The organism is Bradyrhizobium iriomotense, assembly GCF_018129405.1.
GTDB lineage: Bacteria > Pseudomonadota > Alphaproteobacteria > Rhizobiales > Xanthobacteraceae > Bradyrhizobium > Bradyrhizobium iriomotense_B.
This window is the reverse complement of sequence record NZ_JAFCLP010000024.1, coordinates 62657-82431: the sequence shown is the minus strand read 5'-3', so window position 1 is coordinate 82431 and position 19775 is coordinate 62657. Positions and strand designations below refer to the sequence as shown.

Below are 19775 nucleotides of genomic sequence, written 5' to 3'. Positions count from 1 at the left end.
GGACGATGACACCATTGGCGTTGAGAAAGATAGGTCCGCATCGCCATGCATCTTCTGCCAATCGCGGCCGCTTCACGGCATTCCTGAGGTCATCTGGTGCGCCCGCTCCGAATTAACCTTTCATTAACCAAACCCGCCCACCGTGGTTCTACGGCCTGGGGGTCGTTTGTTCTCGATCCGCTTCCAGCGAAGGAAGCGGGCGTTGATCGGGGTGTGTTGATGACCACTGTTCATGTCGCGGCGTCGCAGGACGCACAATTCCTTGCTCCTAACCAGATCGTTCCACTGCTGATCGGCGCAACCGTCGACGAGGTCGAGCGCGAGCTCGTGCTCCAGACGCTCGCGCGCTGCGACGGCAACCGCACACGCGCATCGCGCGTGCTCGGCCTGTCGGTGCGCACGCTGCGCAACAAGATCAGGCTCTATGCCGCCTCCGGCATCGAGGTGCCGACCTGTCAGGAGTAGTGCGCAACTGCGTGCGGACGATCAGTCCGCCTGCGTGGCCGTGCCGCCAGACAAGCGGCGCAGCCCGCGCCGCGCACACATGCCAACCAGCATCGCAAGTGCGATGACCGCGACCGCCGCCGTCATCAGCTCGATGGCGCGAAGGACGAAAGCCGTCATGACGGCCCATGACGGCTGCGGCTCCTCGGCGAAGGCGATCGGCACGATGTCGGGCACGAGCAGCTGGGCGATGACGATGGCCGCGGCAAGGACCGCGGCGGACAGGCAGAAGATTTTCCATGCTGCGCGCATCGATCGCTCCTCGCGATGATCATGACCCTGCACAGCTCAATGACACGCCGCCTCGTCCCGTCGATTGATGTTGATCAATCGCAGCACGATGCGCGGGCGGAATTGCTGCTGTCGTCAAACGCCGCTAAGTAGCTTGCTTCCGGTCAAGGGAGCAGTGGCGTGGCAGACGATCAGGGACGGCAGGGACCTCCGGGTCCGCGTGGGCGGCAGGGCGAACCGGGACGGCCGGGACCGCAGGGTCATCCGGGCAAGCGGGGCCCGGACGGCGCGCGCGGCAAGCCGGGGCCGCAGGGCAAGCCGGGACCGGTCGGAAAGGCAGGCCCCCTGGGCAAGGCCGGGCCGCAAGGCAAGCCCGGCGAAGCCGGTCCGCGTGGCGCTGCCGGAGCGCAGGGACCGGTCGGGCCGCAGGGACCGGCGGGGCCGCAAGGCGCGCGCGGCGAGCAAGGTCCGCCCGGCCAGTTGCCGTCGATCGAACAGGTGCTGCCGTGGCTCGACCAGCTCTTCGACGCCTGGGACGAACGCCGCCGCCAGCGCGAGCGTGAAGCCGCCGAGCGCGCGGCGCTCGAGGCTGCCGTCCAGGAAACCGGTGAGCCGATCGCCGATGACGAGGGCGACGACGGCGAAGCCGACGATCACAAGAAAAAGAAGAAAAAGAAGAAGCACGGCAACAAGAACTGACGGCGCGCTCGCGCCCGGACGCAGCGATCAAGATGGCCGGGAAGAATCATCCCGGCGCGGCAGCATGCCCATGCGCTCGAACTGCCAGCGCATGGCGCGATACCAGAGATAGCCGACCGCTGCGCCGCACAGGGCCAGGATCACGACGCTCGCACTCGAGAACGAGCCGCTCCACCACATCATCCACGCGGTCCACAGCAGCGTGAAGATGATGGCACCTGCTTTGAGGGGAAGAAGGGGGCGGCTCATGGTCGTGCTCCGGGCTGTCAAAACCCCGGCAGGCATCATCGCAAGGTGAGACGCCCCGTACCGTGAGCCAGGTCACGGAAGAGGCCCCTGGAGCCGCTAGCCGAACCGCAACCGCGAACGCTCCTTCGCCTTCTCCGCCTCGACCTCGCGATCGCGCGCCGGGGCATGGGTGTGCAGCGAGGTCAGGAGCTTTCGCGCGGCTTCCGAGACCTCTGCCACGGCGCGATCGAAGGCGGCCTCATTGGCCTGCGACGGCTTGTTGAAGCCGGACAGCTTGCGCACGAACTGCAAGGCCGAGGCATGGATCTCGTCCTCCGTCGCCGGCGGCTCGAAGTTGAACAGCGTCTTGATGTTGCGGCACATGCGGCGTCTCTCTCCCAGGGTTTCCATAAGGACGATCGGCGGAGGCGAAATCCTACATCCTTCCCTGCACTTCTGCTAAGTTCCGCCGCAAGGCGGCCGCTGAGCATGAGCCGCACGGGGAGAGAGACATGAAAGCTTCTTGCGCGGCAATGGCAGGCATTCTGCTGTCCTTTTCGACGTGGGCGATGGCCGCTGATTATCCGACCCCCAAACAGGGCGACTGGATCGCCAGGGATTTCAAGTTCCACACGGGCGAAACCATGCCGGAGCTGAAGCTGCACTACACCACCGTCGGCGAGCCGAGCGGCCAGCCCGTGCTGGTGCTGCACGGAACGGGCGGCTCGGGCGCGAGCATGCTGACGCCCTCCTTTGCCGATGAGCTGTTCGGCGCCGGGCAACCGCTCGACGCCTCCAAATACTACATCATCATTCCCGACAGCATCGGTCATGGCAAATCGTCAAAGCCCTCCGACGGCATGAAGACGAGCTTTCCGAAATACGACTACGACGACATGGTCGAGGCGCAGTATCGCCTGGTGACGGAAGGGCTCGGCGTCAAGCATCTGCGACTCGTCATCGGCAATTCGATGGGCGGCATGCACACCTGGCTGTGGGGCGAGAAATATCCGAAGGCGATGGACGCGTTGATCCCGATGGCCTCGCAGCCGACCGAGATGGCATCGCGCAACTGGATGCTGCGGCGGATCATGCTCGACACCATCCGCAACGATCCCGACTACAACGGCGGCAACTACGCCAGCCAGCCGCGCATGATGAAATACGCCATCACGGCCTACGGCATCGCCAGCATCGGCGGCACGCTGGCCTATCAATCGCAGGCGCCGACAGCAGCCAAGGCCGACAAGATCGTCGACGAACGGCTCGCGGCGCTGATTACGGCTGATACCAACGACTTCGTCTATCAGTGGGAATCCTCGCACGACTACAATGCGAGCGAGAAGCTCGAAGCCATCGAAGCCTCGCTGCTGCTGATCAATTCCGCCGACGACGAGCGCAACCCGCCCGAGACCGGCATCACGGACGCTGCGATGAAGCGCGTCAAGAACGGCCGCCTCTACCTGATCCCCGCCAGCACCGAGACGCGCGGCCACGGCACCACCAGCAATGCAAAGTTCTACAGCGAGCAAATCAGGCAATTGCTGCAAACCGCGCCGCAACGGACGATGTAGGACGCGGGGCAAAAAACCCTCATCTCGCAATGCATCAAATGCGGCGCCTCGGCGCCGCATATTATTTGAGCATGCAATGCACCGGCAGCTCGGGCTTAATCGCATCAACGATACGAATCGACGCGCGGGACAATCGCGCGCCAAATGAACGATGCGCGAGGAGGAGGAGGATCGCATGCACAGGCTCGTACTGTGCGTCTGGCTGGCCGCGCTGACGAGCGCCGCATTCGCGTTCGACAATGGGCAATATGATCACGTCCCGCCCGACATCCGCGCCTGGTTCAAGAGCGTGATCGCACCGAACGGCGTGCCCTGCTGCGACGTTTCCGATGGCCATCGCACCGAATACGACGTGCGCGGCGGCACCTATTGGGTGCCGATCGAGGGGCAGTGGATGGCGGTGCCCGAGCGCGCCATCATCCGCGATCGCGGCAATCCGGTCGGCCAGGCCGTGGTCTGGTACGTCCACCATCGCGGCACCATCATCATCAGCTGCTTCGTGCCCGCCGATGCGGTGTAGCGCGTCGTGGATTTCATTGGCTGGAAGCAACTCGATCGGGTAGCTTGACGCCGAACTGATGTGGAGGCACGCCGTTGACCGATCTTTGCGCCGAAGACCTCGCCACCATCTATGCCAAACCGACGCCGCGTGTGATTGCGAAGGCACGGCCCGCAATCGATGCGCATGCGAAGAAGTTCATCGAGATGTCGCCGTTCTGCGTGCTCGCAACGTCGGGCACTGACGGGAGCGTCGACGCCTCGCCGCGCGGTGGCGGCATCGGCTTCGTCCGCGTCGCCGGTCCCAACCAGTTACTGATGCCCGACCGCTCCGGCAACAACCGCATCGACAGTTTTCGCAATGTCGTCGAAGGCTCGGGCTTCGTGCACCTGTTGTTCTTCGTCCCCGGCATCGACGAGACGCTGCGCGTCGGCGGACGCGGCACCCTGTCGGCCGATCCGGATCTGCTCGCCTCCATGGAAGAATTCGGCAAGCCGCCGCGCGCGGTGTTGAACGTTGCGGTGAGCGAAGTCTATTTCCACTGCGGCAAAGCGCTGATGCGCTCGAAGCTGTGGTCGGCGGACAAGGTGCAGCGCTCGGTGATGCCGAGCATCGTCGAGGTCATTCATGACCAGACGGGCCTCGGCGAACCGGAGAGCCAGCAAATTGTGGAAGAGCGCTACAAGACGCAGTTGTAGGCGGGCGCGGCAACCGCAGTGTCGTCCCGGACAAGCGCCGCATAGCGGAGCGCTGATCCCGGACCTCCGCGCGAGCGCTTGCGCTCGTCGCGATAACCACAGGGAGTGGTTTGGCGAAAATTCGGAGTTACCAGCTCGCGCCACAACCACTCCCTATGGTTATGGGTCCCGGCTCCCGTGCGCGATTGCGCACTAGGCCGGGACGACACCGGAGTGTGTGGCCGATGCGGGGTGTGCGGCTAGCGCCGGAGCTTAATGCCCCTCGCCCTCGAGCCCACCGACGTGCTTCTGGGTGTAGAGTTCGAGGCCGATGCGGCCGATCAGGTCGAGCTGGGTCTCGAGGAAGTCGATGTGGTGCTCCTCGTCGCTCATCAGCTTCTCGAACAGGTCACGCGTGACGTAGTCCTTGACGCCGTGGCAGTAGGTGGCCGCTTCCTGATACAGTGCCCGCGCGCTCATCTCGGCGGCGAGGTCGCACTCGATGATCTCCTTGACGTTCTGGCCGATGCGCAGGGGATCGAGCACCTGCATGTTCGGAAAGCCGTCGAAGAACAGGATGCGCGCGGTGAGCTTGTCGGCGTGCTCCATCTCCTCGATGGACTCCTTGCGCCAGACCTTGGCCATGTCGAGGAGGCCCCAATTGTCGAGGAAGCGGTAGTGCAGCCAATACTGGTTGATCGCAGTCAGCTCGTGACGCAGTGCCTTGTTGAGATAGTCGATGACTTTTGGGTCACCCTGCATGGTTCACTCCAGCTGTTGCAGTCCAAATCGGCCTAAACCGACTTTAGAACGCTTCTAAATCACTTTACGAATGAGGGCAACCAGCTACGGGAACGCAGCCGGGGAAAAGCTCAGCCGGGGTTGCGGAAGTTCAGCAGGCCGCGAGGGCGAATTGCGCGGATCCGGCCGTCTCGTCATTGGCGGCCACGGTGTGAGTATGCGGACAGCCGGCACAGCAGGATTTGGCGCAGGGGCCAAGCGCTTCGTCGATGATGGTCTTGATCGTCCGCGCGCAACGACCGCATTCGGCGCTGCAGCCGAGACATCCATAGACCTGCTTGGCATGACGCACGGCGTCGTCGGACTCGGCGACAGCAGCGCGGATATCGTCATCGCTCAGCACGTTACAGGAACAAACGATCATGGAAGCGGCAGGCCCTTCGGTGATGCGCCATCATCGATATTTAAGGGGCCGGCCGGATGCAAAAGGAAAAACCGGTATTTGAAGCTATTCCAAACTGGCCCGGATATAGCCTAGAACGGCTCTAAAATAGGGACTTGCGGTGGATCAAGGTTGCGCGCCTAGTCGCCGCCACCGCCTCCTCCACCGTCGCCGCCGCCCCCGCAATCTCCGCCGCTGCTGCCGCTGTCGCTGCTGGAGCAGCTGCCGCTGTCGGTCGAGCTCCCCGAGCTGTCGCCGGAGAACCAGCTGCCCAGCGAGAAGCCGTCGCTGGTCCCCGAATAGCTGTCGCCCGCACCCCCACTATCGCTGCCGGCCCCTGCGCGCGAGCGGCGCTGGCCGCGGTTCTGCAGGTGGGTGATCCAGCCGTAGCCGATCGCAAAGACGATCCCGCCAGCAATCAATGCATTGATCATCGCGTTGCCCATCAATGTCTCCCTGGCAGACCGCGGTCCATATCAATTGGTCGCCCCCGGCAAAGGTGCCGTTCATTGATCATTCAAGCGAAATATGGAACTCTGCCCCAAAGAGTTCCCGCGTGCTTATGTGAAAGGTCCAACCGATGAAGAAGTCGCTCCTGGCAGCCGTTGCCATCGCCACTGTGGCCCTGACGGCCGGAACGCCGGCCCATGCCCAGCGCGGCGTCGCAGCCGGCGTGGCGGCGGGCATCATCGGCGGCGCCATCGTCGGCGGCGCGCTGGCCTCTCCGTATTATTACGGACCGGGCCCCGGCTATTATGAACCGGGCTACTACCCGCCGCGCTACTACGCGCCAGGCCCGGGTTATGTCGCCGACGACTATTACGGCGGCTGCGTCTGGCAGAGGCAGCGCTTCTGGGACGGCTACGCCTGGCGCGTCCGCCGCGTCCGGGTTTGCGGCTGAACCATTGAGCCGGCTCGTTTGCAGCGCTTGCCTCGACCGGTTCACTACGGATATGCCGTTCATCTTGGGGCCTGAAAAAGACCGCTTTTTCTCGTCACAGCTCCGTGTGCGTTTACCGTGGATTGACCATTTGCGCGCTTCCTAGCTGCAAGGCCAATTCCATCAGAGTGTGCGTGAACCTTTGAACCCCGGGCGCCTCTAACAAGAGGAACCCATCTCCCAGGAGAGCCAAGAGCATGAAGAAGACTTTAGTTGCCGCCCTCACGGTTGCGACGGTCGCCGGTTCGCTGGTGACCGCCACTCCGTCCGCCAAAGCCGGTGACGGCGTCGGCGCCGGCATCGCAGCCGGCCTGATCGGCGGCGCCATCGTCGGCGGCGCCATCGCGTCGAGCCGTCCCGCCTATGGCGGTCCCGTTTACATCGCCGAGCCGCCGCCGCCCGCGCCCTGCTACTGGCGTCGTGAGCGCTATTGGGACGGCTACGGCTGGGTCAGCCGCCCGGTTCGCGTCTGCTACTGATCTGATCGCGCGGCGCCCCTCGGCGCCACGATCGAAGCCCGGCCGAGAGCATCGGCCGGGCTTTTTTCTTTGGCGACACGCTAAAGCGCGATGAGATTTAGATGAATCGTCATCGCGCTCCAGGTTGTTGTTTACGCATGATCTTTTCGGAAAACCGCTTCGCACTTTTCCGGATCATGCTTTAGCGCGCCGCCTGGATCGAACGCAGCACCTCTTCACTCGGCCAGCAATCGACCTTGAGGCCCGCCGACTTCTGGTAGGCGCCGAGCGCAGCACGCGTCTGCATGCCGGCCTTGCCGTCGATCTTGTCCTTGTAGAGCCCGACGCGGGTGAGCCCGCGCTGCATGGTCTCGACATCCTTGGTGCGCAATTGCATCGAGGCCGACCACGGCGTCGCAAACGGCAGCGGGCTCGTCATGCGGTCGCTGAGATGGCCGACGAACAGCACGTAGAGGTCGGAAAAATTGTATTCCTTGACGACGAAATAGTTCTTCGTCGTGAGGAACGACGGACCATAGATGCCTTCGGGCTGAAGCAGCGAGGCCGGCTGCGCCTGCTCGGCCGCGCTGAGCCTCGCGCCGCGCACCGGTACAAAGCCTTCGCGCAGCCACTGGCCGATCGGCTTCGTCACCTCCGGCACACCGGTGGTGCAATCGACCTTCGCCGGCGCCTGCACCTCGTAGGCCCAGCGCAGGCCGCTCTGCCAGCCCTTGTTGACGAGTTGCTGTGCAGCGGACGCCAGCGCATCCGGCACCGAATGCCAGATGTCGATGCGGCCATCGCGGTCGAAATCGACGCCATGGTTATAGTATTCGGATGGCAGGAATTGCGTGAGCCCGGTGGCGCCCGCCCAGGACGAACGCATGTCCTTGCGCGTCACCACGCCTTCGCCGAGGATCTTCAGCGCAAGGATGAACTCGTTGCGATAGGTGTCCTTGCGCCGCCCGACATAGGCCTGCGTCGCCAGCACACGAACCAGATCATAGGGCAGTGTGTAGCGGCCGTAATCGGTCTCGCGGCCCCAGATCGCGAGCATCACGGTGGCCGGCACGCCGGAGCTCTTCTCGATCTCGGTGAGCGCAGGGCGATACTTTTGCAGCAGCCGCTGCCCTTCGCCGGCGAGCCGCGCGATCGAGGCGTCCTTGACGTAGTCCGCCGGCACCTGCACGAACTCGGCCTGCGATGGCGCACCGGTCGCGGGCCGTCCCGGCAGGATCAGATCAGGCAGCTTGTAATCGGGCTCGAGCCCGCGCGTCTGCTCGTCGAACGTGGCGCGCGAGACGCCGGCGGCCTGCGCCTCCGGCCAGAGCGAGCCGATGAACTGCGTGAAGGCCGCGTCGGCGGCGCGGGCGGACGACCAGCCGCAGGTGATGACGATCACCGCAGCGATGAGCGCCCGCCGCATCATGCCGTCATCACCGCGTCAGCTTCTTGTACTTCACGCGGTGCGGAATGATGCTGTCCTGGCCGAGCCGGCGCATCTTGTCCTTCTCGTAGTCCTGGAAGTTGCCTTCGAACCATTCGACATGGCTGTCGCCTTCGAAGGCCAGGATGTGGGTCGCGATGCGGTCGAGGAACCAGCGATCGTGGCTGATGATGACGGCGCAGCCGGCAAAATCCTCCAGCGCCTCTTCGAGCGCACGCAGCGTGTCGACGTCGAGATCGTTGGTCGGCTCGTCGAGCAGCAGCACGTTGGCGCCGGACTTCAGCATCTTGGCAAGGTGCACGCGGTTGCGTTCACCGCCGGAGAGTGCGCCGACCTTCTTCTGCTGGTCGGCGCCCTTGAAGTTGAACGACGAGCAATAACCGCGCGAGTTGACTTCCTTCTTGCCGAGCAGGATCAGCTCGTTGCCGCCGGAGATCTCCTCCCACACCGTCTTCTTGCCGTCGAGCGCGTCGCGCGACTGATCGACATAGCCGAGATGCACGGTCTCGCCGACCGTGATGGTGCCGTTGTCCGGAGTTTCCTGCTTGGTGATCATCTTGAACAGCGTGGTTTTGCCGGCGCCGTTGGCGCCGATCACGCCGACGATGCCGCCGGGCGGCAGCTTGAAGGTGAGATCGTCGATCAGGAGGCGATCCCCATAGCCTTTGCTGAGCGCTTCGAAATCGACCACGTTGGCGCCAAGGCGTTCGGCGACGGGGATGATGATCTGCGCGGTCTGGGTCTGCTTCTCGCTCGCCTGCTTGAGCAGTTCCTCATAGCGCTGGTAGCGCGCCTTGGACTTGGCCTGGCGCGCCTTGGGCGAGGACGCCACCCACTCCTGCTCGCGGGCGAGCGTCTTCTGGTGCGCAGCCTCTTCGCGGCCTTCCTGCTCGAGGCGCTTCTGCTTCTGCACCAGCCAGGACGAGTAATTGCCCTCATAGGGAATGCCGCGACCGCGATCGAGCTCGAGGATCCAGCCCGTGACGTTGTCGAGGAAGTAGCGGTCGTGGGTGACGATCAGGATCGCGCCCGGATAGTTGCGCAAATGGCCTTCCAGCCACGACACGGATTCGGCGTCGAGATGGTTGGTCGGCTCGTCCAGCAGCAGCAGTTCGGGCTGGTCGAGCAGCAGCCGGCACAGCGCGACGCGGCGGCGTTCACCGCCCGAGAGTTTTGTGACATCAGCGTCGTCAGGCGGGCAGCGCAGCGCGTCCATGGCCTGGTCGACCTTGCTGTCGAGATCCCAGAGGCCCTGAGCCTCGATCTCGTCCTGCAGCTTGGTCATCTCGTCGGCGGTCTCGTCCGAATAGTTGACGGCGAGCTCGTTGTAGCGGTCGAGGATCGCCTTCTGCTTGGCGACGCCCTGCATGACGTTTTCCCGCACGGACAGCGCAGGATCCAGGTGGGGCTCCTGCTCGAGATAGCCGACGCGGGCGCCCTCGGCGACCCAGGCCTCGCCGGTATATTCCTTGTCGAGCCCGGCCATGATCTTGAGTAGCGTCGACTTGCCCGAACCGTTGACGCCGAGCACGCCGATCTTGGCGTCCGGGTAGAAGCTCAGATGGATGTTATCGAGCACCTTCCGGGTCGGGTAGCTCTTGGTCAGGCCCTGCATGAAATAGATGAACTGGCGCGCCATCGGTCCCGTGAAACCTTCAATTTGAGGAGATTTGCTTAGCCAGCGATGTAACGATCCCGCCCCCAAAGGGCAACGTTTTCCCTCCGTTCACCACGGATGAATACGGGACGGACACCATCCGGACGCAGATCCGGACAATTGAAACCATTTTTTAATAAAGCAGGCCAAAGCTCGGTTTCGCGCGGAAACAGCGCCGCCCGCTCAGAACGAACGGGGAGCACAGCGAGGCCGCATCATGGCTCTGATCGAGACCAATTCTCTTCCTGTTCCGGCAGGAGCCGGGCACGTCTCCGGTTTCGCCTCGGAGATCAAGGCCTTCTGGAAGCGCTTCTTCACCACCGCCTTCAACCCCTACCGGCCCGAACTGCACTACATGCGCGGCCCCGGCCCAGCCTGGCGCGCCAAGCACGGCCTGGATGCGCCGATCCGGCTGAAGCCCCGCGATCTCTGAGCTGCTCTCTCCTATCGGAGTTTTGAAGACCCAAGCTGCTTGCGCGCGAGGCTGATTGCGCGCAACCATGGCCCGGTTCCGACGACGGCGCCCTCGCCCAGCACCGTCACCTCTCGCCATGGATGAACGCTGATGAGCCGGCTGCGCTGCGCAATTCTCGACGACTATTTCAACCTCGCCCTCGACGTCGCCGATTGGCCGAAATTGTCCGACCGCATCGACGTCACCGTGTTCAGCCATCCCTTCGCCTCTGAGCAGGCCGCGGCGAGCACGCTGGCCGATTTCGAGATCATCTGCGCGATGCGCGAGCGCACGGCGTTTCCCAAGGGCCTGTTCGATAGCTTGCCGAAGCTGAAGCTGCTGCTGACGTCGGGCATGCGCAACGCCTCGATCGACATGGAAGCGGCGAAGGCGAAGGGCGTTGTGATCGGCGGCACGCAATATTCGCGCGATCCCACGGCACCGCTGACCATGGGCCTGATCCTGGAGCTGACCCGCGGCATCGGCCGGGAGAATGCGCGCATGCATGAGGGCGAACCGTGGCAGACCTTTGCCGGCGTCGAGATCGAGGGGATGACGCTCGGCATCGTCGGGCTCGGCAAGCTCGGCAGCAAGATGGCGGGCATTGCGAAGGCGTTCGGCATGAACGTGATCGCCTGGAGTCCGAATCTGACGCCGGAGAAGTGCGCGGCGGCCGGCGTCGGCTACGCCAGCAAGGAAGAGCTGTTCGCCAAGGCCGACATCGTCACCATCCATGTGGTGCTGAGCGAGCGCTCGCGTGGCCTCGTCGGCCGCGCCGATCTGGCGCGGATGAAACCGACCGCCTTCCTGGTCAACACCGCGCGCGGGCCGATCGTAGACGAGCAGGCGCTGCTGGAAGCCTTGCAGCAGCGGAAGATCGCGGGCGCCGGCTTGGATGTGTTCTCGGTCGAGCCGCTGCCGGTCGACCATCCCTTCCGCAAGCTCGACAATCTCGTGCTGACGCCGCATCTCGGCTACGCGACCGAGGACGGATTGCGCATCCATTATGGCCAGATGGTCGAGGCGATCGACGCCTTCACCAAAGGCGCTGAACTGCCGCGCAAGCTGGTCTGAAACAAAAAGGGCGTGCCGACGGCACGCCCTTCTGCAAATTGATCTCGTTCGAAGCGCTTAGCGCACGGTGACCGGGGCGGGCAGCGGCGGCACGACCGTCGGCTGCGTGCCGGGAACCGGGCCGGCCTGGGCCGACATCGGGGCCGGCGCGGGCGCTGCGGACGCCGTCGCCGTTCCCGGCGCCGTACCGCCCGGCAGCACCACCACGCGGGTGCCGACCTTGACGCGATCGAACAGGTCCGAGACGTCCTCGTTCAGCATGCCGATGCAGCCGGACGAGACGAACTTGCCGATGGTCGAGGGCTGGTTGGTGCCGTGGATGCGGTAAACGGTCGAGCCGAGATACATCGCGCGGGCACCGAGCGGATTGCCGGGGCCGCCGGCCATGAAGCGCGGCAGATAGGGCTGCCGCTCGATCATCTCGGTCGGCGGATGCCAGTCCGGCCACTCCGCCTTGCGGGTGATCTTCTGCACACCGGTCCAGGTGAAGCCGTCGCGGCCGACGCGGACGCCGTAGCGGATCGCACGGCCGCCTCCGAGCACGTAATAGAGGTAGGTGTTGGGGGTATCGACCACGAGGGTGCCGGCCGGCTCCTTGGTCTGGAACGAGACTTCCTGGCGTCGCAGGTTCTGCGGCAGCTGCGCCGGCGCAGCATCGGGCTGCTCCTCGGGCGGCAGCGAGGCGATCGTCATCGGCCTGCCATCGGCGCCGACGGGCGGCTGACCGGCCTGAACCGTTCCGGTCGCGGCGGGACCACCGACCGCTTCCGGCGGACGCAAGCCGTCATTGGCGGGCGCCTGCTGACCCGGACGATTGGCATAGATCACCGGCGGCGGGCCGGCGGGGCGCCCATAGCGTGGATCGTCGGGCGACATCACGGGGCCCTGCGGCGGAGCCGCCGAATAAACCGGCGGGGCGCCTGCCGGACGGCCATAACGGGGATCATCCGGCGACATCACCGGCCCCTGCGGCGGGGCGGCGGAGTAGACCGGCGGGCCGGCGGGGCGACCGTAACGCGGATCATCGACCGGGCCGGGCGGCGGCAGCGACGCCTGCGGCATCGCGTCGTCTTCGTCGTCCAGCGCGTCGAAACTCGGCGTGCGGTCGCCGGGGCGATATTCGGCCGGCGCGCCATAGCTCGGCACCTGCTGGACCGGGTAGCTCTGAGCCTGCACGAGCGAGGTTCCCGCCGCAGCGACTGTCGCGGCAGCGCATATCGTCAGAAAATGTTTGATCATCATCGCTCTTGTATAGCCCCGGGGCCCCATCAGGACCGTTAACGGCCAGATGACCGAAGATAGCGGCACATTCAAGACATATCAGGCCGATTTGCGCCGGGTTTGCCGATTTGTGATCCGCAAGATTACCGTTGCCCCGTTGCATCACGGGGCCGAAATCGCATTGCGCCGTTAATTGCCGGAGCTTCGGCCCCGAATTTTACGGAATGGCGCTGAATCGTTGCGGTATGTTCGAATCAGCCTGATTCGCCACCGCTTTGAGCTCCGATCCCCGCGTGGCGAACGCGGCAAGCAGTACCGTCACCGCGTTCAGATGGCTCTTGGGTCCCGGCCGCCACCCGCCGGGGCGGAAATTCGTAACCCGTCCGATGCTTCCCGGCTTTCGCTTCCTGCTTGCCGCGATCGTGCTGTCAACCTCCATCCTGGTGTTCGGCCTAGGGGCCGCCGCGCTGCTGCGGGCGACCCATGAGCAATATGTCAGCAACCCCTCCTGGCGGAACGGCCCGCAGGAGCAGGTGTTCGCGCAAGCCTCCGAGCCGGCCCAGCCGGTGCTCGCGGCCTTGCGCGCGGAGCCGGAGCCGGCCGAGCCCGCGCCGACGCTGCGCGATCAGGTGCCGACAATCGGACTGCCGGTCCAGGAGCCCGAGCAGACGACCTCCGTGGCGAGCGAGGCCGACGCGGCGCCGCAGATCGTCGCCACACCCGCGGCTGACAACCCGGCCAGTGAGCCGTCGAAGGCCGAGACCACAGTGGAAGCCGCAGCGCCGGCCGCGACTGACACGCTCACTCCCGCCGACGCCACGGCGGCGATTCCCGAGGCCAAGCCTGCCGCGACCGCCAACGCGCCGGCGCCGGCCGATCCCAGTGCCGCTTTGGCCTCCTCGGCGCTCGACATCGCCTCGGCCAAACTGGCCGCACTGAACGATCCCGCGACCACGGCCTCGAAGGATCCGCCGGCGAAGGCCAAGACCGACGTCAAGTCCGACGCCAGCAAGCCGGAGGGCAAGGCGACCAAGCGCGAGGCCAAGGCGAAGAAGCGGCACCGCGTGGTGCGGCGTCCGCCGCCTCAGCAGTTGCAGCAACAGCTCGATCCGTTCGGACAGCCGCAGACATTTGCGACGACGACAGCCACGAGGACGCGCCAGTAGCTCACGCCGGGCCGGTCGCGATCGGCGGGCCGCCGGCCTGGCCCCACTCCGACCAGGAGCCGTCATAGAGCGCGGTGTCGGTGATGCCGAGCCGATACAGCGCGAGCGTGAGCACGCCCGCGGACACACCGGAGCCGCAGCTCGTCACGATCGGCGCATCCAGCTTGACGCCGGCGCCGGTGAAGGCAGCGCGCAAGACCTCGAGCGGCTTCATCTCGCCGCTCGCGGCATCGAACAGGAGATTGTAGGGCACGTTGCGGGCGCCGGGGATGTGACCGGAGCGGATGCCGGGCCGCGGCTCGGGCGCGCGGCCCTCGAAACGATCGGCGGCTCGCGCGTCGATCACCTGCTCGGCCCGGCTTTCGACGTTGGCGATCAGCTGCTGCATGCTGCGCACGCGTTTTGAATCATAGCTCGCCTTGAAGCCTGCAGGCTTCGGCTTCACCTCGCCGCTCTCGACGGCGCGTCCCTCGGCACGCCACTTCTTCAGGCCGCCATTGAGGATGCGCACGTTGCTGTGGCCGTAGGACAGGAACATCCACCACGCGCGGGGCGCGGCGACCCAGCCGCCGGCATCGTAGATGACAACGGTGTCCGCGTTGGAGATACCGAGATTGCCGACGTCGCGGCCGAACTGCTCGGCGCTCGGATACATGTGCGGCAGCGGGTTGGAATGATCCGACACCGCATCGACGTCGAAGAACACGGCGCCCGGAAGGTGCGCGGCGAGGTAGTCGTCCTTCGGCAGCGGCAGCACGCCCGGCAGCTTGAAGCTGGCGTCGAGGATATTGACGTTGGCGTCGCTGATGTGGGCGGCGAGCCATTCGGTGGAGACGAGGGGGTCGGTGGTCATGCGAGGTCTTTCTTGTCATTCCGAAGTTGAAGCAATCCGCATCAAACTCCGCCGTCATCGCCCGGCTTGACCGGGCGATCCAGTATTCCAGAGGCGGTTGTGATGGAGCCGAGAGGCTGCGGCGTACTGGATTCCCCGCCTTCGCGGGGAATGACAGCGGAGATTGGAGCAACGGCGAAGCACCCCTCACCCCTTCTTCTTCGGCTCCCACTGCTCGGTCGGCCCGCCCGCATCACGCCAGGCGGCGTAGCCGCCGGCGATGTGAGCGACGGGCCTCAACCCCATGTCCTGCGCGGTCTTGGCGGCGAGCGCGGAGCGCAGGCCACCGGCGCAGTGGAAGACGAACTTCTTGTCCTCCTGGAAGATCGGCTTGGCGTAGGGGCTCTGCGGATCGATCCAGAATTCGAGCATGCCGCGGGTGCAGGCGAAGGCGCCGGGGATGCGGCCGTCGCGCTCGATCTCGCGGGGATCGCGGATGTCGACGATGACGACGTCGCCGTTCTTGGAGATCTCGATGGCATCCTTGGCGGTGAGCGTCTCGATCTCGGCATTGGCCTCGTCGATCAACGCCTTGATGCCGCGGGTGATGGTCTGGGGCATATGGTTCTCCCTTCTTCTCTTCCGTCGTTCCGGGGCGATGCGAAGCGAGCGAACCCGGAACCTCGAGATTCCGGGTTCGCGCTACGCGCGCCCCGGAATGACGACGTGTCAGTGCGTCAATTCCTTCATCGCACCCTCCAGCCCCTCGATCGTGATCGGGTACATCCGGTTGGCGAAGATGCGTTTGATGATGGTGGTGGATTCCGAATAATCCCAGTGCTTCTGAGCGACCGGGTTCAGCCACACCGCATGCGGATAGGTGCGGATGATGCGGTCGAGCCAGACCGAGCCGGGCTCCTCGTTGACGTGCTCGACCGAGCCGCCGGGCACCATGATCTCGTAAGGCGACATCGAGGCATCGCCGACGAACACGACCTTGTAGTCGTGCGGGTATTTGTGCAGCACGTCCCAGGTCGGCGTGCGGTCGGTGAAGCGGCGCTTGTTTTGCTTCCACACGCCTTCATAGAGGCAGTTGTGGAAGTAGAAATACTCCATGTGCTTGAACTCGCTCTTCGCCGCCGAGAACAGCTCCTCGACCTGCTCGATATGCGCGTCCATGGAGCCGCCGATGTCGAAGAACACCAGCAGCTTCACCGCGTTGCGCCGCTCGGGGCGCATGTGCACGTCGAGATAGCCGTGATTGGCGGTCTCGCGGATGGTGGTGTCGAGATCGAGCTCGTCCGGCGCGCCGGTGCGCGCGAACTTGCGCAGGCGCCGCAGCGCCACCTTGATGTTGCGGATGCCGAGCTCGACATTGCCGTCGAGATCCCTGAACTCGCGCTTGTCCCACACCTTCACGGCGCGGTTGTTGCGGTTCTTCTCCTGGCCGATGCGCACGCCCTCGGGATTGTAGCCGTGGGCGCCGAACGGCGAGGTGCCGGCGGTACCGATCCACTTCGAGCCACCCTGGTGGCGGCCCTTCTGCTCCTCGAGGCGCTTCTTCAAGGTCTCCATGAGCTTGTCCCAGCCCATGGCCTCGATCTGCTTCTTCTCTTCCTCGCTGAGGTATTTCTCGGCGAGCTTCTTCAGCCACTCCTCGGGGATCTCCGCCTTCTCCATGGCATCGAGCAGGCTTTCCAGCCCCTTGAACACCGTACCGAAGACGCGGTCGAACTTGTCGAGGTTGCGCTCGTCCTTCACCAGCGAGGCGCGCGACAGATAGTAGAAATTCTCGACCGTGTAGTCCGCGAGGTCGGCGTCGAGCGCCTCCATCAGCGTGAGGTATTCGCGCAGCGTCACGGGGACCTGCGCGTCGCGCAGAGAGGTGAAGAATTGCAGGAACATGGGTGACAGATTGCCCGTCGGGGGACGAACGTCAAGGGGCGGACACTGGCGCTCTGCGCTGGACCGGGAGGCTTTTTGCTCTAGAATTGGCCACCTCAAGGGGTTGTTTTGGGGACGTTTGCAATGGGAATTCTCGCAGCACTGATCATCGGCGCCATCGCAGGCTGGCTTGCCGGCAAGATTGTCCACGGGGCGGGATTTGGGCTGATCGGCAACATCGTCGTCGGCATCATCGGCGCGCTGGTGGCGAGCTGGGTTCTGCCACAGCTGCACATCCAGCTGGCAACGGGCACGGTCGGCGCCATCGTGGACGCCACCATCGGCGCGGTGATTGTGCTGGTCATCCTTTCGCTGATAAAACGGGTCTGAAAGCCTGACCGAACCAGGAACGGCCGCCGCGAGCGGCCGTTCGCTTGTCGCGACCAGGGCGATGCAATTGGCAACAGCCTTGCGACGACGACCAACAAGGACGCGCGATGAAATTTACCGGCACCAAGGACTATGTTGCGACCGACGATCTCAAGGTCGCCGTCAATGCCTCGATCGTGCTCGAGCGCCCGCTCCTGGTGAAGGGCGAGCCCGGCACCGGCAAGACGGTGCTGGCGGAGGAAGTGGCGAAGGCGCTGAACGCGCCGCTGCTGACCTGGCACATCAAGTCCACCACCAAGGCGCAGCAGGGCCTCTACGAATATGACGCGGTGTCGCGTCTGCGCGACAGCCAGCTCGGCGACGCGCGCGTGTCGGACATCAAGAACTACATCAAGCGCGGCAAGCTGTGGGAGGCCTTCACGGCCGAGCAGCGCCCGGTGCTGTTGATCGACGAGATCGACAAGGCCGACATCGAATTCCCGAACGACCTGCTGCTCGAGCTCGACCGCATGGAATTCCATGTCTACGAGACCGGCGAGACGATCAAGGCGAAGCAGCGCCCGATCATGATGATCACCTCCAACAACGAGAAGGAGCTGCCGGACGCGTTCCTGCGCCGCTGCTTCTTCCACTACATCAAGTTCCCCGACGCCGACACGATGGGCCGCATCGTCGACGTCCACTTCCCCGGCATCAAGAAGCGCCTCGTCGAGGAAGCGCTGCGCATCTTCTTCGAGGTGCGCGAGGTGCCCGGCCTGAAGAAGAAGCCCTCCACGTCCGAGCTTTTGGACTGGCTCAAGCTGCTGCTCAACGAGGACATGAGCGTCGAGCAGCTGCGCGAACGTGATCCGCGAAAACTGATCCCGCCGCTGCATGGCGCGCTGCTGAAGAACGAGCAGGACGTGCATTTGTTCGAGCGGCTGGCGTTCTTGAGCCGACGGGAAGTGTAGATCGGCGGCGCTAACCACACACTCGGTGTCGTCCTGGCGAAAGCCAGGACCCATACCGCGTGATCTATCGATTGCGGACAGTCGGGGTACCGAACGACTAGTCTTCGTCAAACTACTTCCTGGGGTAATGGGTCCTGGCTTTCGCCAGGACGACGCTTGGGGAGACATTTGCGCACACTGCATCCACACCGTCATTGCGAGCGCAGCGAAGCAATCCAGAATCCCTCCGCGGAGACAGCCTGGATTGCTTCGCTGCGCTCGCAATGACGGAGCAAGAGGCAACGGCTCGCTCTCCAAACACGACTGTCATTCCCCGCGCAGGCGGGGAATCCAGTACGCCGCGGCTTCTCGGTTCTAGCCGCACCGTCTCGGAGTACTGGATCGCCCGCCTTCGCGGGCGATGACAGCGAGTGTATGGTTGCTGACGCACGTCTGCAACCTCGCGACGCATCTCGCCCGAGCTTTGCTTCATTCTTCGCCTCTCAAGGAAAGAGGGCACAGGGAAGGCCGGGTGCCGGCTGGCACCCGCGGTCTGCTGCGCGAATGTAGCGCAGAGAAACCGCACAGCAGCATACAGGTGTAGCCAATCACTCGGCCTTCCCTGCGCAGTGGTCGGACGGCTTATGCCGTGCTCTCCCGGGAGCCGAATTCCTTCTGGCCTCCCTCACCCCGCAGATTGACGATGCAGTCTGCCCGGTTGGGCTCGCTCACACCTCCGCGAAAGGCTTGACCGTAGCAACGACGGCCAGGACCACACGGTTTTGCCGTACGCGATCAGCGCCGTTCGTCTACACGTGGCCGCGGACTCACAGGGACTACCCGCCCTGCCCGCACCCGGTCGTGACGACGCTGCCGCGTCCACCGCAACCCGGCCCGCGTTTCGAACGACTCGCGAACCGCCCCTCTTCGTGGGCCGGGCTGTTTCGACTTATGCCGCAATTCCGAAATTCGGTAAAGTAGAATATTTTCGCGGGAAGGGGTTGACGGGGTGCGGGGTGTTTTGCCCGACGGGACAAGATCGAGGCTGCATCCAGCCTAGTAGGATGGGTAGAGCGAAGCGAAACCCATCAAGCGGCTTCCCCGAACCGCAAGATGATGGGTTTCGCTTCGCTCTACCCATCCTACGGATTGCCGTGTCAACTCCGTTCGCCAAAGTCAGCTCCGCTCCCAAGCTTTGAGAGATCGCCAGCCCAGTCGGCCGGATAAATGCCTAGGGCCACGTGGCGATGGAACGACGAAGGAGCCCAATCCGCAACTCGTTCGACGAGGCCGTGCTTGACCGGGTTGATATGCACATAGTCGATGTGCCGGGCATAATCCTCCTCGTCACGGATGGTATGCTCCCAATAGCGCCGCTGCCAGACGCCACGCTCCCCTCTGGCGGCGCGGCTGGCCGAGACCGGTTCATCAAACGCGAGGTTGCGAGAGAAGGCTGATTTGATCTGCCGCCAGCGCGTTGCAAAATCGGCATCTCCGTCCGGCATCGTCCAGACGGTGTGAAGATGCTCCGGCAGCACCACGATCGCATCGATCGTGAACGGGTGCCGCTGACGGATCTCGCGAAATGCTGCGCGCAATAGGTCGATGTTCGCCGTCAGAAGCGACCGCCGGCGATCGGCCAGATTGACGGTGAAGAAGAAGCTTCCGCCGGGAATGAAGTTGCGCCGATAGGAGGTCATGCTCCTCATCATGGCACAACCTTGGATA

General features: G+C 64.4%; 25 protein-coding genes. 12 read left to right on the top strand and 13 right to left on the bottom strand.

Annotated elements, in window-relative coordinates; genetic code table 11:
- Nucleotides 1-219 precede the first annotated feature (219 nt).
- On the top strand, nucleotides 220-465 hold the full coding sequence (locus JQ592_RS33425) for a helix-turn-helix domain-containing protein (RefSeq protein WP_211406980.1): 246 nt from the start codon (nucleotides 220-222) through the stop codon (nucleotides 463-465).
- 21 nt (nucleotides 466-486) lie between these two features.
- On the opposite strand, the gene JQ592_RS33420 is transcribed toward JQ592_RS33425, so the two are convergent.
- Nucleotides 487-756 carry a hypothetical protein gene (locus tag JQ592_RS33420; RefSeq protein WP_211406979.1) on the bottom strand — a complete coding sequence of 90 codons (270 nt, stop codon included), beginning with the start codon at nucleotides 754-756 and terminating at the stop codon, nucleotides 487-489.
- A 159-nt stretch (nucleotides 757-915) separates the two neighbouring features.
- On the opposite strand from JQ592_RS33420, the gene JQ592_RS33415 reads away from it, so the two are divergent.
- The gene (locus tag JQ592_RS33415; RefSeq protein ID WP_211406978.1) at nucleotides 916-1434 is read left to right on the top strand and encodes a collagen-like protein; all 519 of its coding nucleotides are present in this window, start codon (nucleotides 916-918) and stop codon (nucleotides 1432-1434) included.
- Nucleotides 1435-1461: 27 nt separating this feature from the next.
- Here JQ592_RS33415 and JQ592_RS33410 read toward each other — a convergent pair whose 3' ends face one another.
- Both JQ592_RS33410 and JQ592_RS33405 read right to left on the bottom strand, forming a co-directional pair.
- Nucleotides 1462-1683, bottom strand: a complete 222-nt coding sequence (locus JQ592_RS33410; RefSeq protein ID WP_183244782.1) for a hypothetical protein — start codon at nucleotides 1681-1683, stop codon at nucleotides 1462-1464.
- Between the two features lie 96 nt (nucleotides 1684-1779).
- Nucleotides 1780-2046 carry a DUF2277 domain-containing protein gene (locus JQ592_RS33405; protein ID WP_211406977.1) on the bottom strand — a complete coding sequence of 89 codons (267 nt, stop codon included), beginning with the start codon at nucleotides 2044-2046 and terminating at the stop codon, nucleotides 1780-1782.
- 128 nt (nucleotides 2047-2174) lie between these two features.
- Here JQ592_RS33405 and JQ592_RS33400 point away from each other — a divergent pair, with 128 nt between their 5' ends.
- The 3 genes from JQ592_RS33400 to JQ592_RS33390 all read left to right on the top strand — a co-directional run bounded on the left by JQ592_RS33400 (nucleotide 2175) and on the right by JQ592_RS33390 (nucleotide 4433).
- Nucleotides 2175-3236: an alpha/beta fold hydrolase gene (locus JQ592_RS33400; RefSeq protein ID WP_211406976.1), complete on the top strand. Its 1062-nt coding sequence runs from the start codon at nucleotides 2175-2177 to the stop codon at nucleotides 3234-3236.
- A 175-nt stretch (nucleotides 3237-3411) separates the two neighbouring features.
- The gene (locus JQ592_RS33395) at nucleotides 3412-3756 is read left to right on the top strand and encodes a hypothetical protein (protein ID WP_211406975.1); all 345 of its coding nucleotides are present in this window, start codon (nucleotides 3412-3414) and stop codon (nucleotides 3754-3756) included.
- Nucleotides 3757-3830: 74 nt separating this feature from the next.
- A complete protein-coding gene (locus tag JQ592_RS33390) occupies nucleotides 3831-4433 on the top strand; it encodes an MSMEG_1061 family FMN-dependent PPOX-type flavoprotein (protein ID WP_211406974.1) in 603 nt (200 codons plus the stop codon).
- A gap of 252 nt (nucleotides 4434-4685) precedes the next feature.
- Here the strand turns inward: JQ592_RS33390 and bfr are convergent, their stop codons facing one another.
- The 3 genes from bfr to JQ592_RS33375 all read right to left on the bottom strand — a co-directional run bounded on the left by bfr (nucleotide 4686) and on the right by JQ592_RS33375 (nucleotide 6041).
- Complete coding sequence (bfr, locus tag JQ592_RS33385) at nucleotides 4686-5174, bottom strand: bacterioferritin (RefSeq protein ID WP_211406973.1); 489 nt, start codon at nucleotides 5172-5174, stop codon at nucleotides 4686-4688.
- A gap of 130 nt (nucleotides 5175-5304) precedes the next feature.
- Nucleotides 5305-5577, bottom strand: coding sequence for a (2Fe-2S)-binding protein (locus JQ592_RS33380; RefSeq protein WP_211406972.1), 273 nt, complete (start codon nucleotides 5575-5577; stop codon nucleotides 5305-5307).
- Between the two features lie 158 nt (nucleotides 5578-5735).
- A complete protein-coding gene (locus tag JQ592_RS33375) occupies nucleotides 5736-6041 on the bottom strand; it encodes a hypothetical protein (RefSeq protein WP_211406971.1) in 306 nt (101 codons plus the stop codon).
- A gap of 134 nt (nucleotides 6042-6175) precedes the next feature.
- On the opposite strand from JQ592_RS33375, the gene JQ592_RS33370 reads away from it, so the two are divergent.
- Both JQ592_RS33370 and JQ592_RS33365 read left to right on the top strand, forming a co-directional pair.
- Nucleotides 6176-6496, top strand: a complete 321-nt coding sequence (locus JQ592_RS33370; RefSeq protein ID WP_080139549.1) for a hypothetical protein — start codon at nucleotides 6176-6178, stop codon at nucleotides 6494-6496.
- A 236-nt stretch (nucleotides 6497-6732) separates the two neighbouring features.
- Nucleotides 6733-7014, top strand: a complete 282-nt coding sequence (locus tag JQ592_RS33365; RefSeq protein WP_211406970.1) for a hypothetical protein — start codon at nucleotides 6733-6735, stop codon at nucleotides 7012-7014.
- Between the two features lie 181 nt (nucleotides 7015-7195).
- On the opposite strand, the gene JQ592_RS33360 is transcribed toward JQ592_RS33365, so the two are convergent.
- Complete coding sequence (locus JQ592_RS33360) at nucleotides 7196-8422, bottom strand: lytic murein transglycosylase (protein WP_211406969.1); 1227 nt, start codon at nucleotides 8420-8422, stop codon at nucleotides 7196-7198.
- A 7-nt stretch (nucleotides 8423-8429) separates the two neighbouring features.
- Entirely contained in the window at nucleotides 8430-10079 is a 1650-nt protein-coding gene (gene ettA / locus JQ592_RS33355; RefSeq protein WP_211406968.1) for an energy-dependent translational throttle protein EttA, read from the bottom strand.
- 235 nt (nucleotides 10080-10314) lie between these two features.
- On the opposite strand from ettA, the gene JQ592_RS33350 reads away from it, so the two are divergent.
- Both JQ592_RS33350 and JQ592_RS33345 read left to right on the top strand, forming a co-directional pair.
- Nucleotides 10315-10530, top strand: a complete 216-nt coding sequence (locus JQ592_RS33350) for a hypothetical protein (RefSeq protein ID WP_211406967.1) — start codon at nucleotides 10315-10317, stop codon at nucleotides 10528-10530.
- A gap of 132 nt (nucleotides 10531-10662) precedes the next feature.
- Nucleotides 10663-11625, top strand: coding sequence for a D-2-hydroxyacid dehydrogenase family protein (locus JQ592_RS33345; protein ID WP_211406966.1), 963 nt, complete (start codon nucleotides 10663-10665; stop codon nucleotides 11623-11625).
- A gap of 57 nt (nucleotides 11626-11682) precedes the next feature.
- Here the strand turns inward: JQ592_RS33345 and JQ592_RS33340 are convergent, their stop codons facing one another.
- A complete protein-coding gene (locus JQ592_RS33340) occupies nucleotides 11683-12864 on the bottom strand; it encodes a L,D-transpeptidase family protein (RefSeq protein WP_211406965.1) in 1182 nt (393 codons plus the stop codon).
- A gap of 368 nt (nucleotides 12865-13232) precedes the next feature.
- Between JQ592_RS33340 and JQ592_RS33335 the strand changes: the two genes are divergently transcribed.
- Complete coding sequence (locus JQ592_RS33335) at nucleotides 13233-14012, top strand: hypothetical protein (RefSeq protein ID WP_211406964.1); 780 nt, start codon at nucleotides 13233-13235, stop codon at nucleotides 14010-14012.
- 1 nt (nucleotide 14013) lies between these two features.
- Here JQ592_RS33335 and sseA read toward each other — a convergent pair whose 3' ends face one another.
- From sseA to JQ592_RS33320, 3 genes are all read right to left on the bottom strand, one after another.
- Nucleotides 14014-14865, bottom strand: a complete 852-nt coding sequence (sseA, locus tag JQ592_RS33330; protein WP_211406963.1) for a 3-mercaptopyruvate sulfurtransferase — start codon at nucleotides 14863-14865, stop codon at nucleotides 14014-14016.
- A 186-nt stretch (nucleotides 14866-15051) separates the two neighbouring features.
- The gene (locus JQ592_RS33325) at nucleotides 15052-15465 is read right to left on the bottom strand and encodes a rhodanese-like domain-containing protein (RefSeq protein WP_211406962.1); all 414 of its coding nucleotides are present in this window, start codon (nucleotides 15463-15465) and stop codon (nucleotides 15052-15054) included.
- 108 nt (nucleotides 15466-15573) lie between these two features.
- A complete protein-coding gene (locus JQ592_RS33320) occupies nucleotides 15574-16749 on the bottom strand; it encodes a vWA domain-containing protein (RefSeq protein ID WP_211406961.1) in 1176 nt (391 codons plus the stop codon).
- Between the two features lie 123 nt (nucleotides 16750-16872).
- On the opposite strand from JQ592_RS33320, the gene JQ592_RS33315 reads away from it, so the two are divergent.
- Together JQ592_RS33315 and JQ592_RS33310 are read left to right on the top strand one after the other, a co-directional pair.
- Entirely contained in the window at nucleotides 16873-17118 is a 246-nt protein-coding gene (locus tag JQ592_RS33315) for a GlsB/YeaQ/YmgE family stress response membrane protein (protein ID WP_027519717.1), read from the top strand.
- Nucleotides 17119-17225: 107 nt separating this feature from the next.
- Nucleotides 17226-18068 carry an AAA family ATPase gene (locus tag JQ592_RS33310; protein WP_018641030.1) on the top strand — a complete coding sequence of 281 codons (843 nt, stop codon included), beginning with the start codon at nucleotides 17226-17228 and terminating at the stop codon, nucleotides 18066-18068.
- Between the two features lie 1136 nt (nucleotides 18069-19204).
- Here JQ592_RS33310 and JQ592_RS33305 read toward each other — a convergent pair.
- Nucleotides 19205-19747 carry an REP-associated tyrosine transposase gene (locus tag JQ592_RS33305; protein WP_211406960.1) on the bottom strand — a complete coding sequence of 181 codons (543 nt, stop codon included), beginning with the start codon at nucleotides 19745-19747 and terminating at the stop codon, nucleotides 19205-19207.
- Nucleotides 19748-19775: the final 28 nt, after the last annotated feature.

Coding starts and splice junctions, on each gene's coding strand:
- bfr (WP_211406973.1), bottom strand. CDS start 5,174: ATGCAGGGTGACCCAAAAGTCATCGACTATCTCAACAAGGCACTGCGT.
- JQ592_RS33335 (WP_211406964.1), top strand. CDS start 13,233: ATGCTTCCCGGCTTTCGCTTCCTGCTTGCCGCGATCGTGCTGTCAACC.
- JQ592_RS33405 (WP_211406977.1), bottom strand. CDS start 2,046: ATGTGCCGCAACATCAAGACGCTGTTCAACTTCGAGCCGCCGGCGACG.
- JQ592_RS33370 (WP_080139549.1), top strand. CDS start 6,176: ATGAAGAAGTCGCTCCTGGCAGCCGTTGCCATCGCCACTGTGGCCCTG.
- JQ592_RS33420 (WP_211406979.1), bottom strand. CDS start 756: ATGCGCGCAGCATGGAAAATCTTCTGCCTGTCCGCCGCGGTCCTTGCC.
- JQ592_RS33305 (WP_211406960.1), bottom strand. CDS start 19,747: ATGACCTCCTATCGGCGCAACTTCATTCCCGGCGGAAGCTTCTTCTTC.
- JQ592_RS33340 (WP_211406965.1), bottom strand. CDS start 12,864: ATGATCAAACATTTTCTGACGATATGCGCTGCCGCGACAGTCGCTGCG.
- JQ592_RS33325 (WP_211406962.1), bottom strand. CDS start 15,465: ATGCCCCAGACCATCACCCGCGGCATCAAGGCGTTGATCGACGAGGCC.
- JQ592_RS33345 (WP_211406966.1), top strand. CDS start 10,663: ATGAGCCGGCTGCGCTGCGCAATTCTCGACGACTATTTCAACCTCGCC.
- JQ592_RS33365 (WP_211406970.1), top strand. CDS start 6,733: ATGAAGAAGACTTTAGTTGCCGCCCTCACGGTTGCGACGGTCGCCGGT.
- JQ592_RS33410 (WP_183244782.1), bottom strand. CDS start 1,683: ATGAGCCGCCCCCTTCTTCCCCTCAAAGCAGGTGCCATCATCTTCACG.
- JQ592_RS33350 (WP_211406967.1), top strand. CDS start 10,315: ATGGCTCTGATCGAGACCAATTCTCTTCCTGTTCCGGCAGGAGCCGGG.
- JQ592_RS33315 (WP_027519717.1), top strand. CDS start 16,873: ATGGGAATTCTCGCAGCACTGATCATCGGCGCCATCGCAGGCTGGCTT.
- sseA (WP_211406963.1), bottom strand. CDS start 14,865: ATGACCACCGACCCCCTCGTCTCCACCGAATGGCTCGCCGCCCACATC.
- ettA (WP_211406968.1), bottom strand. CDS start 10,079: ATGGCGCGCCAGTTCATCTATTTCATGCAGGGCCTGACCAAGAGCTAC.
- JQ592_RS33380 (WP_211406972.1), bottom strand. CDS start 5,577: ATGATCGTTTGTTCCTGTAACGTGCTGAGCGATGACGATATCCGCGCT.
- JQ592_RS33400 (WP_211406976.1), top strand. CDS start 2,175: ATGAAAGCTTCTTGCGCGGCAATGGCAGGCATTCTGCTGTCCTTTTCG.
- JQ592_RS33425 (WP_211406980.1), top strand. CDS start 220: ATGACCACTGTTCATGTCGCGGCGTCGCAGGACGCACAATTCCTTGCT.
- JQ592_RS33360 (WP_211406969.1), bottom strand. CDS start 8,422: ATGATGCGGCGGGCGCTCATCGCTGCGGTGATCGTCATCACCTGCGGC.
- JQ592_RS33310 (WP_018641030.1), top strand. CDS start 17,226: ATGAAATTTACCGGCACCAAGGACTATGTTGCGACCGACGATCTCAAG.
- JQ592_RS33375 (WP_211406971.1), bottom strand. CDS start 6,041: ATGGGCAACGCGATGATCAATGCATTGATTGCTGGCGGGATCGTCTTT.
- JQ592_RS33395 (WP_211406975.1), top strand. CDS start 3,412: ATGCACAGGCTCGTACTGTGCGTCTGGCTGGCCGCGCTGACGAGCGCC.
- JQ592_RS33320 (WP_211406961.1), bottom strand. CDS start 16,749: ATGTTCCTGCAATTCTTCACCTCTCTGCGCGACGCGCAGGTCCCCGTG.